At 58.9% G+C, this 15,958-nt stretch carries 17 protein-coding genes and 1 pseudogene; 9 read left to right on the top strand and 9 right to left on the bottom strand.

Annotation, left to right across the window (positions count from 1 at the left end):
- Positions 1-10 precede the first annotated feature (10 nt).
- Positions 11-1,948 (top strand): multidrug efflux transporter permease subunit MdtO, encoded by a 1,938-nt coding sequence (mdtO, locus tag LGM20_RS04385; RefSeq protein ID WP_044524652.1) that lies wholly within the window; start codon positions 11-13, stop codon positions 1,946-1,948.
- Positions 1,945-3,393, top strand: a complete 1,449-nt coding sequence (locus tag LGM20_RS04380) for an MdtP family multidrug efflux transporter outer membrane subunit (protein ID WP_044524654.1) — start codon at positions 1,945-1,947, stop codon at positions 3,391-3,393. Before mdtO ends, LGM20_RS04380 begins: the two co-directional genes overlap by 4 nt.
- 626 nt (positions 3,394-4,019) lie before the next feature.
- Here LGM20_RS04380 and LGM20_RS04375 read toward each other — a convergent pair.
- The 6 genes and pseudogenes from LGM20_RS04375 to LGM20_RS04350 form a co-directional block, all read right to left on the bottom strand.
- Positions 4,020-4,319, bottom strand: coding sequence for a DUF1889 family protein (locus LGM20_RS04375; RefSeq protein WP_004205347.1), 300 nt, complete (start codon positions 4,317-4,319; stop codon positions 4,020-4,022).
- 184 nt (positions 4,320-4,503) lie between these two features.
- Positions 4,504-6,057 (bottom strand): peptide MFS transporter, encoded by a 1,554-nt coding sequence (locus LGM20_RS04370; RefSeq protein ID WP_044524655.1) that lies wholly within the window; start codon positions 6,055-6,057, stop codon positions 4,504-4,506.
- Between the two features lie 473 nt (positions 6,058-6,530).
- Positions 6,531-6,953, bottom strand: coding sequence for a glutaredoxin-dependent arsenate reductase (gene arsC, locus LGM20_RS04365; RefSeq protein WP_044524656.1), 423 nt, complete (start codon positions 6,951-6,953; stop codon positions 6,531-6,533).
- Positions 6,954-6,962: 9 nt separating this feature from the next.
- Positions 6,963-7,397 (bottom strand): annotated as a pseudogene (locus tag LGM20_RS04360) (ArsB/NhaD family transporter); the annotation flags it as partial.
- Positions 7,331-7,474, bottom strand: coding sequence for an ArsB/NhaD family transporter (locus LGM20_RS26600; RefSeq protein WP_115660593.1), 144 nt, complete (start codon positions 7,472-7,474; stop codon positions 7,331-7,333). The pseudogene LGM20_RS04360 and the gene LGM20_RS26600, both read right to left, overlap by 67 nt.
- Before the next feature lie 51 nt (positions 7,475-7,525).
- On the bottom strand, positions 7,526-7,855 hold the full coding sequence (locus LGM20_RS04350; protein WP_044524659.1) for a metalloregulator ArsR/SmtB family transcription factor: 330 nt from the start codon (positions 7,853-7,855) through the stop codon (positions 7,526-7,528).
- 216 nt (positions 7,856-8,071) lie between these two features.
- Between LGM20_RS04350 and LGM20_RS04345 the strand changes: the two genes are divergently transcribed.
- Positions 8,072-8,365 (top strand): YciI family protein, encoded by a 294-nt coding sequence (locus tag LGM20_RS04345; RefSeq protein WP_044524660.1) that lies wholly within the window; start codon positions 8,072-8,074, stop codon positions 8,363-8,365.
- 18 nt (positions 8,366-8,383) lie between these two features.
- The gene (locus tag LGM20_RS04340; RefSeq protein WP_044524661.1) at positions 8,384-8,956 is read left to right on the top strand and encodes a DUF1349 domain-containing protein; all 573 of its coding nucleotides are present in this window, start codon (positions 8,384-8,386) and stop codon (positions 8,954-8,956) included.
- A gap of 3 nt (positions 8,957-8,959) precedes the next feature.
- Here LGM20_RS04340 and LGM20_RS04335 read toward each other — a convergent pair whose 3' ends face one another.
- A complete protein-coding gene (locus LGM20_RS04335; protein ID WP_044524663.1) occupies positions 8,960-9,223 on the bottom strand; it encodes a hypothetical protein in 264 nt (87 codons plus the stop codon).
- Positions 9,224-9,383: 160 nt separating this feature from the next.
- Entirely contained in the window at positions 9,384-10,283 is a 900-nt protein-coding gene (locus LGM20_RS04330) for a LysR family transcriptional regulator (protein ID WP_044524664.1), read from the bottom strand.
- A 138-nt stretch (positions 10,284-10,421) separates the two neighbouring features.
- Between LGM20_RS04330 and LGM20_RS04325 the strand changes: the two genes are divergently transcribed.
- Genes LGM20_RS04325 through LGM20_RS04310 form a run of 4 tightly spaced genes read left to right on the top strand, consistent with a single transcriptional unit; the run spans position 10,422 to position 13,172 of the window.
- Positions 10,422-10,730, top strand: coding sequence for a hypothetical protein (locus tag LGM20_RS04325; RefSeq protein WP_004205336.1), 309 nt, complete (start codon positions 10,422-10,424; stop codon positions 10,728-10,730).
- A 2-nt stretch (positions 10,731-10,732) separates the two neighbouring features.
- A complete protein-coding gene (locus LGM20_RS04320) occupies positions 10,733-11,296 on the top strand; it encodes an NAD(P)H-dependent oxidoreductase (RefSeq protein ID WP_044524665.1) in 564 nt (187 codons plus the stop codon).
- 20 nt (positions 11,297-11,316) lie between these two features.
- On the top strand, positions 11,317-12,336 hold the full coding sequence (locus LGM20_RS04315; protein WP_044524667.1) for an aldo/keto reductase: 1,020 nt from the start codon (positions 11,317-11,319) through the stop codon (positions 12,334-12,336).
- A gap of 32 nt (positions 12,337-12,368) precedes the next feature.
- The gene (locus LGM20_RS04310) at positions 12,369-13,172 is read left to right on the top strand and encodes a carboxymuconolactone decarboxylase family protein (RefSeq protein ID WP_044524853.1); all 804 of its coding nucleotides are present in this window, start codon (positions 12,369-12,371) and stop codon (positions 13,170-13,172) included.
- Between the two features lie 247 nt (positions 13,173-13,419).
- Here the strand turns inward: LGM20_RS04310 and LGM20_RS04305 are convergent, their stop codons facing one another.
- Complete coding sequence (locus tag LGM20_RS04305; protein ID WP_044524669.1) at positions 13,420-14,337, bottom strand: LysR family transcriptional regulator; 918 nt, start codon at positions 14,335-14,337, stop codon at positions 13,420-13,422.
- A gap of 129 nt (positions 14,338-14,466) precedes the next feature.
- On the opposite strand from LGM20_RS04305, the gene LGM20_RS04300 reads away from it, so the two are divergent.
- A complete protein-coding gene (locus tag LGM20_RS04300) occupies positions 14,467-15,855 on the top strand; it encodes an MFS transporter (protein WP_044524670.1) in 1,389 nt (462 codons plus the stop codon).
- Positions 15,856-15,958: the final 103 nt, after the last annotated feature.

Genomic DNA, 15,958 nt, shown 5'->3' with positions numbered 1-15,958 from the left:
GGGCGACGCGATGTTTCCTCTCGCCCATTTTTTACGCCAGGAACTGCGCGACGCGCCGGGACGCGCCAGCTACACGCTGCGCCTGACGCTGAGCTGTGCGGTGCTCATCACCCTGTTCATGACCCTGCAGATCCCCTTCCTGGCCGTCGCGCTGATCGTCGTGTTCTACGTCAGCCAGCCTAACGTGTTGATGATTAAGTTAGTCAGCGTGGTCTTTTTTGTCACCGTCAGCGTGGCGCTCGGCGGCGTGCTGCTGATCATCAAGTGGACCTATGACTACCCGCTGATCCGCCTGGCGGCCTCCGTGGCGCTCTTTTTCTGCGCCATCTATCTGATGCGGGTGCTGGGCAAGCTGGGACTGGCCTTTTTCGTGGTGGCGCTGGCGGTGATTTACGCCCAAACCTTCCCGTCGATGACCAGCCAGAGCGAGATCCTGGTGCGGCTGCTGCTCTGGCTGTGGGTGGCGATTAACACCGCGATCCTTGTCACCCTGCTGGTCAACGCCTGTTTTCAGCAGGCCTTTCCCGGCAACCAGTTTAAGGCGCGTCTGGCGGAGATGCTGCAGTCGGTCGCCAGCCGGCTGGCGACCCCGGGCGGAGAAACGCCACCGACCTTCGGCGAGACCGCCGCGCAGTTCAACCAGCTGCAGTCGCTGTTCGCCCAGGCCTGCCGGGCGACGCCGGAGATCGCCGCCGATCCGCAGGCCTGGCGCTCGCGGCTGGCCGCCACCCTGCGCTGCTACCAGCTGGCGGCGCTGCTGCAAGCGGACGAGGCCGATAGCGACGATCGCCTGCTGCTGTCGCAGGCGGTACTGCAGCTGAAGAGCGCCCTTAGCGAGGGGCCGTTTGACGGCGCCATTCCCCCCCTGGCGCTCAGCGGCCGCGGCGCCAATCGCGCCGTTCTGCAGGAGATGGCTGCCCTTCTGCAGCAGCTGGCCCAGGGTGAGCCGGTGGCCCTGCCGCAGGGCGAGGTGGAAAAACCGCCTCTGCTGGCGCCGGACGCCTGGCGCAACCCGGCGTATCTCCATTTTGCGCTCAAGACCCTGCTGGCGACGCTAATCTGCTATGTCTTCTATACCGCTGCCGACTGGCAGGGGCTGCACACCATTATGCTGAGCTGCGTGATCGTCGCCCAGCCCGGGCTGGGCGCCACGATGCAGAAGACGTGGCTGCGCATCGGCGGCGCGCTGCTCGCCACTCTGCTGGCGCTGCTGTTAATCGTCTTTGTCCAGCCCTGGACCGACTCGCTGTCGGGGCTGCTGGCGATGTCCCTGCCGGTGCTGGCGCTGGCGGCCTGGATTGCCGCCGGCTCGGAGCGTATCGCCTACGCCGGGATCCAGATTGGTTTCACCTTTGCGCTGGCCTTCCTCAGCTGGTTTGGTCCGCTGACAAACCTCACCGAGCTGCGGGACCGGGTGCTGGGCATCCTGCTTGGAGTGCTGGTCTCCTCCATTGTCCATTTGTATCTCTGGCCGGACAGCGAAGCGCCGCAGCTGAAATCGCGCCTCGCCGGACTCTATCGCCGGCTGGCGGACTGCCTCGCCGCCCCGCACGATGCGGTGCCGCTGGCCCCTCTGTTTGTCGCCTTCACCGACAGCGAAGCGCTGATCCATCGGGTTCGCGCCGAACCGCTGGGTACGTATGCCCACCCCTGGCCCCAGGCGAAAGACTGGCCGGTGCGCGCCACCCTCGCCCGGGCCGAGGAGATCGCCCGCCTCAGCGAAGGGTACCGGCTCAACGCCGCGCCGGGAGACCCGACCCTGACCCGCTGCGCCGAACAGCTGCGGCGCTACGCCGAACGTATCGAACAGGAGGCGACAGCGCCTGCCGAGCAGCTGGCCGCCGACCTGACTAACCCCTTTGGCCCGGCGCTGGCCGCCGCGCTGGCCGCCCTGCCCGACTGGGGCCCGACACCGATAGCGACTGAGCAACAGGCTAAAACGTCATGATGATCCTTCCTTTCTCCGCGCGGCTGCGCGGCACTCTCCTTACCCTGACGCTGACGCTGCTCAGCGGCTGCGCGCTGATCCAGGACGAGCCAGCCCAGGTCGCCATCGTCAATCCGCAGCAGGCCCAGCTGGCGCAGGTGATCCACCTGGCGAATAGCGACTGGCCGGCAGCCCGCTGGTGGGAGGCCTATGAGGATCCTCAGCTCAATATGCTGATCAACCGGGCGCTGCAGAACTCGCCGACCATGCAGGCCGCCCGGCTGCGCATCTCTCAGTCGCAGTCCACGGTGGAACTCGCCCAGTCGGCGATGGGCCTGCAGGCCACCGCCGTCGCGGCGCAAAACCGCCTGCGGATCACCGACAAATCCTTTAGCTGGCCCTACTCCTACTCCCTGCCGGTGGATAAGAACGGTCCCTGGTATACGCTGAACACCGTTGGCGTCGGGGCGCAGCTGAATATCGATCTCTGGGGAGCCGATCGCGCCCGGGTTGCCGCCGCCATTGGCGAGAAAAACGCCCGGCTGGCGGAGACCGCCGGCATTGAGCTCGACATCGCCAGCAGCGTGGCGCAGCTCTATTTCGCCATGCAGGCGACGTTCCAGAAAATCGCGCTGCTGCAGGACCTGGAAGGCATTGCCCAGTTCTCAGTGGCGGCCCACGAGCATCGGACCCAACGCGGCGTGGAAGACAGCGTGGATGTGGCCAACGCCCAGGCCGAGCAGCTCGCCGCCCGCCAGCAGATCATCAGCGCCGAGGGGACGCTGACCCAGTATCGTGAAACCCTGCGGGCGCTGATCGGCGCCGATGCGCAAAGCATGCCGGCGATCCATCCGGTGGCGCTGCCTGCGCTCCAGGAGACGCTGCCGCCGTCGCTCTCTTTCGAGCTGCTGGCCCGCCGCCCGGACCTGCAGGCGCTGCGCGGGTATGTGACCGCCTCCCTGAGCCAGGTCGATGCGGCGAAAGCGGCGTTTTATCCCCATTTTGATATCAAAGCGTTCTGGGGTTATAACGCCCTGAGCGTCGGGGATCTGTTTAAGTCCTCTTTCCAGCAGATCAACCTGCTGCCTGGGCTCTATCTGCCGATCTTCGACGGCGGTCGTCTGAACGCCAATCTGCAGTCGGTGCGCACCGCCAGCAATATTCTGATCAAACAGTACAACCAGGCGGTGCTGGACGCGGTTCGCGATGTCGCCATCAGCTCCAGCCAGCTTAACGACCTGAATCAGCAGCGCGCGCTGCAGCAGCTGAAGGTCACCGCGGCGCAGACCACCACCGACAGCGCTCGCGCCCATTATCAGCGCGGCCTGCTCAGCCGCTACGCCGCCGAAGAGGCCCGGCGGGCGGTCCTTGCCCAGCAGCTGTTGCTGCTGGATATTGAGGCCCAGCGGTTGAGCACCGACATTACCCTGATCAAAGCCCTGGGCGGCGGCTACCGCGGCCAGTAACAAAAATGCCTTCCCCAGTGGGGAAGCCATTAAACCGTCTTCAGGGATTGCCCGGCGGCGCTGCGCTTGCGCGGGCCTACGGCCAACCGCATAACGGGTTGATATTGCCGTCTTTCGTAGGCCGGGTAAGGCGAAAGCCGCCACCCGGCAGAAATGCGGGCACAATAATGAAACAGGTTTGTCATCAGCCAGAATGCCTTCCCCGGTGGGGAAGGCATTAAACCGTCTTCAGGGATTGCCCGGCGGCGCTGCGCTTGCGCGGGCCTACGGCCAACCGCATAACGGGTTGATATTGTCGTCTTTCGTAGGCCGGGTAAGGCGAAAGCCGCCACCCGGCAGAAATGCGGGCACAATAATGAAACAGGTTTGTCATCAGCCAGAATGCCTTCCCCGGTGGGGAAGCCATTAAACCGTCTTCAGGGATTGCCCGGCGGCGCTGCGCTTGCGCGGGCCTACGGCCAACCGCATAACGGTTTGATATTGCGGTCTTTCGTAGGCCGGGTAAGGCGAAAGCCGCCACCCGGCAGAAATGCGGGCACAATAATGAAACAAGTTTGTCATCAGCCAGAATGCCTTCCCCGGTGGGGAAGGCATTAAACAGAAGACGCGGGGTTGCTGCGCGGCGATTACACCAGGGCGCGCAGCTCTTCCCGCATGTAGGTGGAAAAGAATTCCGGATGCTTAATCACCAGCCGTTCGCCGGCGGCGACCCGTTCAGCCCACTCCGCCACTTTGTCGGTAAACCCGGCGCTCCAGCCTTGCTGCTGACCGCGCTCAGCGACGTCGGCCGGGCTGGCTGGCACGCCCAGCTCTTTCAAATATTTGAGAATTCCCTTCGCGGTACTTTCATCCATAGACTGTGGTACTGGCTCAGACGTATTCATACCACCAATGAAATCCAATGCTTTATCAATGACTGCTGGCATAGGTGTGTCCTTATATTAACCACATAGTAAACCTGACTACACTATGGACCGGAAAGCGACGTGATTTCAAAGAACACGCTCACGTTATGGGACATCGCGCATTCAGAAAAGGGGATTTTGCACTGCAGGGGCGGGGGTTGGACAAAAAACAAGCCGGTCCCGCGGGACCGGCCTGGGGGTCGCGTCAGGCGTTGCTGACGGATTTTTGCTCGCCGCTGGACTGACTGTTCTCCAGCATCCGGCGGACCGGGACAATCAGCACGGCCAGCACGGCGGCGCAGATCAGCAGCGCGATGGAGCAGCGGGCGAAGAGGTCCGGCAGCAGCGACAGCTGATCGGCCTTCACGTGACCGCCAATCAGGCCCGCCGCCAGGTTACCCAGCGCACTGGCGCAGAACCACAGCCCCATCATCTGGCCGCGCATTCTCTCCGGCGCCAGCAGGGTCATGGTCGCCAGGCCAATCGGGCTCAGGCACAGTTCGCCGAGCGTCAGCATCAGGATGCTGCCCACCAGCCACAGCGGCGACACACCTGCCCCGCCGTTGTTCAGGACGTTCTGCGCCGCCAGCATCATCAGGCCAAAGCCCGCCGCCGCGCACAGGATGCCAATGACGAATTTGGTCATGCTGCCCGGACGAACGTTTTTACGCGCCAGCGCTGGCCACGCCCAGCTGAATACCGGGGCGAGGAGAATGATAAATAAGGCGTTAATCGACTGGAACCAGACCGCGGGGATCTCAAAATCGCCGATCATCCGGTTGGTATAGTCGTTAGCAAACAGGTTGAATGAGGTCGGTTTCTGTTCAAATGCCGACCAGAAAAAGGCCGCCGAGACCAGCAAAATAAAGCACACCAGCAGGCGCGCCCGCTCTTTACGGTTCAGGCCGGCGAAGACGAACAGCCAGATGAAATAGAGCGCTACGGAAGCGGCAATCACATAGACCAGCACGCTGGCCACCGCCACCGGGTTAATCACGATCGTGCCCAGGCTAATGAGCGTGACCAGCACAGCCACTCCCAACGCCAGCGCCAGCAGCCACGCCCCAACGCCATTCTTTTTCGCCACCGGGCTGTTCCAGGTGGAATCGAGGCCGACCTCTGCGTCATAGCGCTTCATCGACGGCACGGCAAAGACACGGAAAATGATCAGCGCCACCAGCATCCCGATCCCCCCGATGCCGAAGCCCCAGTGCCAGCCATGGGATTTAATCAGCCAGCCGGAGATCAATGGCGCGATAAACGAGCCGATGTTGATCCCCATGTAGAACAGCGAGAAACCGCCGTCGCGGCGCGCGTCGCCTTTTTTATACAGAGTGCCGACCATCACCGAGATACAGGTTTTAAACAACCCGGAACCGAGGACGATAAACATCAGGCCGATAAAGAACAGGTCGTTGCCCAGCCATGCCGACAGGGCGATCGACAGGTGCCCGAGGGCGATCAGAATCGAGCCGTACCAGACGGCGCGCTGCTGGCCAAGCCAGTTATCCGCCAGCCAGCCGCCCGGCAGCGCGGCCAGATACATACTGCCGGCAAAAATCCCGACGATCGCCGAGGCGTTCTCCCGCGCCAGCCCCATTCCGCCGTCGTAAACCGTCGCCGCCATAAACAGGATCAGTAAGGGGCGGATGCCGTAAAACGAGAAGCGCTCCCACATTTCGGTGAAGAACAGGGAGCCCAGCGGATAAGGATGACCGAAAAAGGTTCGGCTTTCGTTTTTATTAACAGAGGAATGCATAAATTCTCCAGATAAGGTGCACCGCAGCGCAAGTTAACCGTATAAAGCGGGCTGACGATTTATAATTTGTTTGTCTTAACATCAGGAACGAGCATTTTTAACCATTTGATAACCATGCAGTGGTTTTGTCCAGCCCCTTACCTTCCCTTTTTAGATGAAAAGTCGACAAACATCTAGTTTTATAGATTTAATGTTCGCAAAAGCGAAAACGGCGTTGACATTATGCCATTGTAAAGAATACATAATTTTATTTATTAAAAACAGTAAGTTGATTGAGTAACAAAGGACAAAAACCGTCGGTGCAGGCAGGGCATATAACGACAGGAAAAGTAAGGGAAACGGGGCTGAGGAGGCAGAAATAGCGCTAAGGGAGAATATTGTTCAGCCATCCAGGTGTTTCACACCCGGAGAGCCTCCCGCGAGGCAGGATGCACATGGCTTGCCGGCTGCTACAGCCGGCGCCATTTTGCGCGCTATTTCACACGCTGCCCCGCCCGATCAATGACGCGCTCACCGTCTTCCTTCACGAAGGCGCCTTTTTGCGGCGCCGTCAGGATCTCCAGCACCACCTCTGACGGGCGGCAGAGCCGGGTGCCCCGCGGCGTCACCACGATCGGACGGTTGATCAGGATCGGATGCTGGAGCATAAAGTCGATTAACTGGTCATCTGTAAACCGCTCTTCCGCCAGGCCCAGCGCATCGTAGGGTTCGACGTTTTGCCGCAGCAGCGCCCGCACCGGGATCGCCATCGCGGCGATCAGCTGGCGTAGTTCATCACGCGACGGCGGCGTCTCCAGATAATAGATAATGGTGGGCTCAGCGCCGCTGTTGCGGATCAGCGCCAGGGTATTACGCGAGGTGCCGCATTCAGGGTTATGGTAAATGGTGATGCTCATAGCACGTTCTCATGGCTGATTGAAGGAGAGACGCAGCGCCAGCGCGGCCAGCGTTACCAGCAGCACCGGCAGCACCGGCAGCACCGGCAGCACCGGCAGCACCGGCAGCACCGGCAGCACCGGCAGCACCGGCAGCACCGGCAGCACCGGCAGGGTCATGATGATGCCGCAGCGGAAATAATACCCCCAACCGATGGTGATGTGCTTCTGCGTCAGCACATGCAGCCAGAGCAGCGTGGCCAGGCTACCAATCGGCGTGATTTTGGCCCCCAGATCGCAGCCGATGACGTTGGCATATATCATGGCCTCTTTGATCGTCCCTGTTGCCGCGCTGCCATCAATCGACAAGGCGCCGACCAGCACGCTGGGCATATTATTCATGATCGAAGAGAGGAAGGCCGACAGGATACCGGTGCCCAGCGTCGCGGCCCAAAGCCCGCGCTCCAGCCGATCCCTAAACCCCGCGGCTGCCAGATCACCAGTACCAGGGTCCGGACAAAAATCGCACCTGCCAGCAACATCGTTCCCTCACCAATCACATTCGAAAAATCATATATGTTAAGATAAATTTTTTACCGACAACCCGGCCCGTCAGTCAGTCTGCTGACCATTAGCCGCACCTCGTCCTGCTGACTTAGCCAGGCCTGCTCAATCACCTGCGCCGCCCAGGCCGGCATCTGCGGAGAGAGGCGATAATGGACCCACTTACCCTGTTTTCGATCCAGCAGCAGCCCGCTCTCCCGCAGCATTGCCAGATGGCGGGAGATCTTGGGCTGGGACTGGGCGAGCGCCATACAGAGATCGCACACGCACAGCTCTCCCCGCGCCTTGAGCAACAGCACGATCCCCAGCCGGGTTTCATCGGCGAGGTTTTTGAACAGTTGCAGGGGCAATAAAGACATGGTTTCTCCTCAAGCGTGACGGACAGCATACGGGACCACGAACAAAGATCAATATGCATTCGAAAAAACATATGTATGTTCACAGCCGCGATAAATCTCCATACCGTTGCGACATGTGCCTCCTGCTCAATAGCACGCAAAAATGCCGCGCTTTCTTTTATCCATCATTGAAATGTGTCAGGCTGAAGATCCCATCGGATTGACAGGGTTTTCAGGATGAGTACGATTTATGTGGTTGTTTTAACGTATATAAAACCGCTCGAAGAGATTGACAACGCGATCCACGCCCACGTCGAATGGCTCAAAAAATGCTATGCTGACGGCCTCTTTCTCGCCTCTGGCCGCCGCCTTCCCCGCACCGGCGGGGTGATTCTGGCGAAATGTGACAGCCGGGAAATTCTGGAATCGCGTCTGAGCCAGGATCCCTTCCAGCAGCTGGGTCTCGCCCATACGGAGATTATCCCCTTTGAGGCCAGCATGGCGTCCCCCGCGCTGCAGACGCTGTTATAAGCCTGTCCCGGAGGAAACATGCAGCCGTCCTTTCACTGGATCAATGAACCTGCCGAGTGGCGCCGCGATACCGACGGCCTGACGGTGATCACCGATAAGCATACCGATTTCTGGCGTCATACCTGGTATGGCTTCGAGCGCTTCTCCGGCCATCTTTATGCCGCTGAGGTGGATGGCGATTTTACCCTGCAGGCAAAAATCTGTGCGGATTTCACCACGCTTTACGACCAGGCCGGGCTGATGATGATGGCGGACGAGCAGACCTGGCTGAAGGCGGGGATTGAGTTTAATGACGATGCCCCGGCCATCGGCAGCGTGCTGACGTTAACCCACTCCGACTGGGCCACCGGGCTTTTCCCCGGCGACCCGCGCACTTTCTGGCTGCGGCTGACCCGCAAGGGCGATGCGTTAAGGCTGCAGTATTCGACCGACGGCGAGCGCTGGCCGCTACTGCGTCTCGGCTACTTTCCGCCAGGCCCGGTAAAAGCCGGCGTCATGTGCTGCTCACCGGAGCGCGGCGGACTGGCGGTTGCATTTCGGGATATTCAGCTTTCCCCGCCGCTGGACAAAGCGCTGCACGATCTGAGCTGAACGCTAGCGGGAAGACCCGACTTTCTCTGCATCCTGAGGGCCAGGATTGCAGGCTTCGCGGGTCCCGGGCAGGTAAAAATGGCCGTGCTTATCGGGATCGGTGCCGCCCGGGCACCCTGCCCTGCCCGAGGAGTTATCGCTACTGCCGCCGTCCGAACCGTTGCCGCCGTCGGCGCCCGATATTACCGACTGGCCGTGATGGCCATGCGCTGCAGTGGCTGAAAACGCCACCAGCGCGAACACACAGACCATTAAGCGTCTGCCCATTGCTGCCTCTCCCTTATTGAAATTCCCCGCCCATCGCGTTGACGATGGGATAAGCCGTTACACCGCGATAAAAAACCGCTTTATCCACAGGGAGTATAGGGTTAAGACAGAGGGAAAGACAGGGCCGGTGTCTTCAGACATTTCGCACGCAAAATAGCCTTTATGCCGCGGTATGCGCTATCAGAAAATCAATCAGGGCTTTCACCCTTTTCGTTTTACCCGCGTTTTTCGGGTAATAGAGATAAACCGGCGGATAGGTTTTCCAGTAGTCCTCCATCACCGGTAGAAACTGTTCACGATCGGGCTGTAGCCGCCAGATAGGTTCAAACAAGCGTCCAATCCCCAGTCCATGGCGGATACCGTCTGCCATGACGTCAATATCATTGCTAATTAACTGCCCCGGCATCTCCACGGTGAGTTGCTCGCCGTGGTCATTGAGGATCAGCGGCAGGATGCGGTGGTTGGTAATAAAGCGATAGCCAATCAGCCGGTGATGGCTGAGATCGGCGGGCGACTCAGGCACGCCATATTCGGCCAGATAGGTTGAGGAGGCATATAACCCTTCGCGAAACGGTTTCATTAACGGGCGGGCGACCACCCCGCCTTCGAGAGTATCGCCAAAGCGGATCCCAAGGTCGAATCGTTCTTCAATGATATTGACGGTACCGTCATAGACCGATATTTCCAGCTGGATCCCCGGGTATTGCTGACAGAAAGCCGCCATCGCCGGTTTAAGAATAAGCAGGTAGGCAAAGCGCGAGAGCGTAATTCTCACCGCCCCGGAGGGTTCCCGATTCTGGTCGCGGAGGCTCTCCAGCGATGTTTCCAGGACCTCGACCGCCGCAGCGGTCTGCTCCAGCAGCTGTTGGCCGGTTTCCGTCAGCTCGATTCGCCGGGTGGTACGCACAAAAAGCGGATGACCTATATGCTCCTCCAGCAGCTTGAGGGCATTGCTGACAGACGGCGGCGTGATTTCTAATTTCCTCGCCGCAGCCGAGATATTGCCTTCGCGCGCAATGCTCTGAAAGATGCGTATTTGATTATAAAGGGCGTTATTCATAGCATCTCCTTGCGACAGTCTCGCCTGATTATTAAGTACAGGCTAAATATTCTTAAGTCAATGACCGCCTAATCTTCACTCCCTGTGGCTCGTATACTTTTGTCTCTTCCCGCTGATAACGACTTTCCGGAGACAACGATGCGAATTTTATGTCTGGATATCCCCGCGCCCGGCGCAACGCTGGAGCACTATGCGCCGCACCTTACCGCGGAAGCCCTCCATGCCTGGGGGCTGTATAAATCTGGCTTTATCCGCGACATCTATTTCCGTCAGGACCGACCCGGCGTCGCTATTTTCCTCGAGTGCGACACCGTGGAAGAGGCGAATAACGTCATGGCCGAATTTCCGCTGGCGAAGGCGGGTTTATTAACCTTCGAGTGTATTCCACTCGGCTCGTTTATTAACTGGGAAAACCTCTTCTCTGCCGAATTTAAACCTCAGGAGTAACGATGAGAAAGCCTCATATCCTTATCGTTTCCGGGCATCCGGATCTTAACCATTCCATCGCCAACGCCACCATCCTCGATGAGCTGGCGACCGCCCTGCCTGACGCGGAAATCCGTCGTCTGGACTGGCTCTATCAGGACGGCAAATTCAAAATCGCCGCAGAGCAGGAAAGCCTGCTGCAGGCGGATGTGATTGTCTGGCAGTTTCCCTTTAGCTGGTATGGGCTGCCCGGGTTAATGAAACAGTGGCTGGACGAGGTCTTTGTCCACGGCTTCGCCCATGGCTCAACGGCGAAACTGGGTGGTAAAAAGCTGATCCTCTCCTTCACCACGGGAGCGCCACAGACGCTCTATACCGCTGACGGTTTCTTTGGCCATGCCATTGAGGAGTATCTCCTTCCCTTCGAGACCACGGCCAGGCTGTGCAATCTTGAGCTGCTGGCGCCGGTTTATACCTGCGGCATTAGCTACGCCGACCGGGATGCCGACAAAATCGCTCAGCAAAAAACGCGTGTCCGGGAACACGCGGCCAGACTGATCGCACGGCTTAAAACTCTGGTGGAATAACCCAAAGGGAGAAAATAAAGATGCAGTATACCCGGCTCGGGAAGAGTGACTTACTGGTCTCCCGCATCTGCATGGGATGTATGGGGTTTGGCGATCCGTCAACGGGCCAGCATCGCTGGACGCTGGACGAAACAGCCAGCAGGGACATCATTCGCTACGCTCTGGAACAGGGCATCAATTTTTACGATACCGCCATCGCCTATCAGAACGGCTCCAGCGAACGGTACGTTGGCCGGGCGCTGCGGGAGATGGCAAAACGCGAGGATGTGGTGCTGGCCACCAAGTTTCTGCCACGAACCGCTGCCCAGATTGCCGAGGGGATCAGCGGAAAACAGGCGATCACCCGCTCGCTTGACCAGAGTCTGCGAAACCTCGGGATGGACTACATCGACCTCTACATTTACCACATCTGGGATTACAACACCCCGGTTATCGACGTGCTGGAGGCGCTGCATGCCGCTGTCGCCGCCGGCAAGGTGCGCGCGATTGGCATTTCCAATTGTTATGCCTGGCAGCTGGCGAAGGCGAACGCCCTTGCCGAACGCGAAGGGCTGACGTCCTTTGTTTCTGTGCAGAGCCACTACAACCTGATTATGCGTGAAGACGAACGAGAGCTGTTCGGGCTGTGCGCTGAAGATAATATCGCTATGACTCCCTATAGCGCGCTGGCCAGCGGCCGTCTCGCCCGCTTAGAAGGCCACACGCGGCGAGCGATGGAAGATGATTATGCCCGGGGCAAATACGACCGCACGGCAGAGCAGGATCGGAGCATTATTGCCCGCGTCGCCGAACTTGCCGAACGGCATCAGGTCTCCATGACCGAAATTTCGCTGGCCTGGCTGCTGACTAAAGTCACCGCCCCGGTGGTCGGCGCCATGCAAAAGCATCATGTTGACGGCGCGGTCAACACTGTAGCCCTTCAACTGAGCCCGGAAGAAATCCGCTATCTGGAAGAAGCCTATCAGCCGCACTTCCTCACAGGCGTGATGGCGCAAAACACGCCACAAGCCAAAGACCATCCTCAGGTGTGGACGCTCTAACGATCCGCCCTGTGGATCGGAAAGGAGCAAATATAAAAAACGTGATTGCCGCGGCAGCCTTGTCGCTTGTGCTGTCTGATTTTGCTTATGCCAACGAACAAAGAGATGAAGCTATGATGAAAATTACCCCTTCTACCCTTACGGACGCTGATATTCAAGCGGTGTCGCCGGCGCTGGCGCGCTTCGGCCGCGAGGCCATCAGCAACGACCTCTGGCAACGTGACGCCCTGTCCGCCCGCGACCGTAGCATCGCGACCATGGCGATGCTGATTGCCCGCAACCAGCCAGGCGAGCTGAAGCACTATATTGCCGTCGCGCTCGATTGCGGCGTGACGCCAGCCGAAGTATCAGAGATCATTACCCATCTGGCGTTCTACTCAGGTTGGCCCAATGCGATGTCAGCCGTCAGCGTCGCTAAAGCCATCTTTGTAGCCAGGGGCGTGACGGCAGAGGCCCTGCCCGCCGCCTCGCCGACGCTGCTGCCCCTCAATGAAGAGGTAGAGAAACAGCGTGCAGACACCGTCGAAAAAAATGTCGGCCCCATTTCGCCTGGCCTGGTTAAATTTACCGCCGACCCGCTGTTTCTCGACCTCTGGCAACGGCCCGCGCTAACGCCCCGCGACAGAAGCCTGGTGACGGTCAGCGCGTTAATCGCCGCCGGACAGAGCGCGCAGATTGGCTACCACCTAAACAGGGCCATGGATAATGGGCTTTCGGCTGAAGAGGCCGGAGAAGTGGTTGCCCAGGCGGCGTTCTACGCGGGATGGCCAAATGCGTTTACCGCTGCTCCTGTGGTCGGTGAGGTATTGCGAGCGCGCGAGAGCAAAACTGAATAAAAAAGAATAAAGGACAGGGAAGCTGTCCTTTATTTATCGTTAATAGTTAGCTTAAAGGTAGCACGAGGGCTTTCGATTAAATCTCGCGGAAAGGACATAAACGGTCTATCGAAGTATGGAGACTTCGATCGTGAGTTTGTTCAGATCGCTCATTGAGAAAATTTCCGTTCCGTATGCCGTCATGAGTCTCATCCTTTGAAAGCAGCGATCGCTGTGGTGAGACGGTAGCGCGGACATGTCTAATTGGTCAGGCCATGACTGACCTCCCCCCACCGCATATCGCAAGAATTTGCTTTCTCAGCCAGCGGTGACCGGGGTCGCGTTCCATCCTTGGGTGCCACATCTGCGATACCGTAATACGACGGCTTTTGAACGGCAGCTCGAAAACGTGTACCTGGTCCGTTACCTGCTGATTGAGTAAATAGAGTGCGGGTATCATGGCGATAAGATCCGATTCCAGCGCCACGGACAGTGCTGTCGGAAATCCCGGTACGACGCTCGCAATTTTACGTTTTGTCCCCAGTTCGGCCAGCGTATCGTCAACGGATCCGTGCAACGCGCCCTCGGGTGACGCTACCACATGGCCCCAGGCGACATAATCACCCACGCCTATTTCTGCCTGCTTAGCCAACGGGTGCCCTTTACGCACGACGCCAACAAACCGATCCTCAAACAGTCGCTGCAGCCGTATTTCTGGCCCCATATTACTCTGAACGCCAATCTCCAGATCAACCAGCCCTTCCCGAAGATAGCGCGAGGTTTTTTCCGGCTTAGGCGCGAAGCGTATACAGACGTCAGGCGCGGCGTCGGCAACCGCTGCGATGAGCGCAGGCCCAAACGCCACCACAAAACCATCGTTTGCCCTGATGGTAAAAAGACGCGCCAGACTTCGCGCGCAGAACGTTTCCGTTGAGGGCTGCAATACTGCCCTGGCCTCGTGCACTGCACGCCTGGCGCGATCCCGGGTCGCTTCGGCCCACGGGGTCAGTACCATGTTACGCCCGGCGCGCACCAGAATCGGGTCTCCTGTGACATCGCGTAATCTGCTTAATGTTCGGCTCATGGCCGAGGTGCTGAGGTTCAGACGACGTGCCGCACCTGCGACACTCGCTTCACTCAGCAATATGTCGAGAGCTACCAGCAAATTAAAATCGGGATCAGACATTACCCTTTCTCCCAGCACATTAAGATAAGGCGTTTGATGCAACAATAAAGTGAAAATAGTGCACCTTCCGCCCAGTAAAAGCCATCTTTATAGTTTTGTCATCCATACACTCTTCTCAGAGGACAAATGATGACGCTCTTTTCCAGCCAACCCGGCGACGAAGGACTGCCTGGGCCGGCGCGCGCACGGGTGATGGCCGCAATAATGACCACCACCTTAATGGGCGTGTTTGATGGCACCATGATCAACATTGCCCTGCCCTCAATGGCTCAGGAGATGCAGGTACCTGCCGGTATTGCCGTCTGGTTCGCCAACGGGTATCTGCTGGCGGCTGCGATGACGCTGGCGATATTCGCGGCGCTTGCGGCCCGTCTGGGTTATCGCCCCGTATTTCTGGCGGGCCTGACGACCTTTACCCTGACATCACTGGGTTGCGCGCTGGCGAATAAGCCCGAAGTGCTTATCGGTATGCGCGTGCTTCAGGGGATCGGCGGCGCGGCAACGCTGAGTATTGCCCCCGCAATACTCAGGTCCGTATTTCCCGGAAGATTACTTGGCCGCATTCTGGGGTTCCATGCCCTGCTCATTGCCTCCAGCTCCGCTATCGGCCCGGTATTGGGTGGTACGATCCTTCACACCCTGAGCTGGCAATGGCTGTTTGCGATAAACGTTCTTCCCGGCACCCTCGCCTTACTGCTGGCGGTCAGAGCGCTGCCGCGGGATGCGATCCGTATGCAGGCGCCCTTCGACACCGTGGGCGCCATATTGTCGGCGCTGCTGTTGGGTTCGACGATCATGGCGGCGAACAGCCTACAGAACGCCACTTATCAATTCGGCAGCCTTTGCTGGATGGCTCTCGCTGCGCTGAGCGGCATGGCTTTTATCTGGCAAATCCGCCGCACGGGTCATCCCTTACTGCCGCCGACCATGTTTAAAAATGAACGTTTTACCCTCGCGGCCTTCACGTCGATGATTGCTTTTGTCAGCCAGGGGATCACCTTTATTGCGCTACCCTTCCTGTTTCAGAGCGAATACGGCTACAGTCCGGTAGTGTCTGCCCTGCTGTTTACGCCGTGGCCATTAGGGATCGTGGTGATTGCGCCGCATGCAGGCCGTTGGGCGGACACGATATCAGCCCCGGCGATATCCACTCTGGGGCTGGTGATATTTGTCGTCGGTTTGATCCTGCTGGCGACGTTACCCGCCAGCCCTTCAATGTGGGATATCTGCCTGCGAAGTCTGGTGTGCGGAATAGGGTTTGGCTGCTTTCAGAGTCCCAATAACCGGGAAATGCTCTCAAACGTTATTCGTGAGCACGCGAGTTATGCGTCCGGTGTTTTATCCATTATGCGCACTTTCGGGCAGTGCCTGGGAGCCGCCGCTGTAGGCGTTCTGCTGGCAGCAGATGAAAGGGCAATTCATGTTGCGCTGTGGAGCGCCGCCGCGGCCTCTGCGGTATCGGTCGTCGTCAGCGCGAGCCGGTTGCGTAAAATCACTCATCCTGCGGAAACAGGATAAGTGCGAAAATATCACTAAACGCTACGACTCCAGCGCCAGCAGCGCAAAACGCCGATCCGGCAACCAAAGTGGAGTCCTCCGTCGGAGTTCAATAGACTAACAG

The organism is Klebsiella quasipneumoniae subsp. quasipneumoniae (assembly GCF_020525925.1).
GTDB lineage: Bacteria > Pseudomonadota > Gammaproteobacteria > Enterobacterales > Enterobacteriaceae > Klebsiella > Klebsiella quasipneumoniae.
Note: the sequence above shows the minus strand (reverse complement) of the source record. Positions and strands in the feature narration are given on the sequence as shown.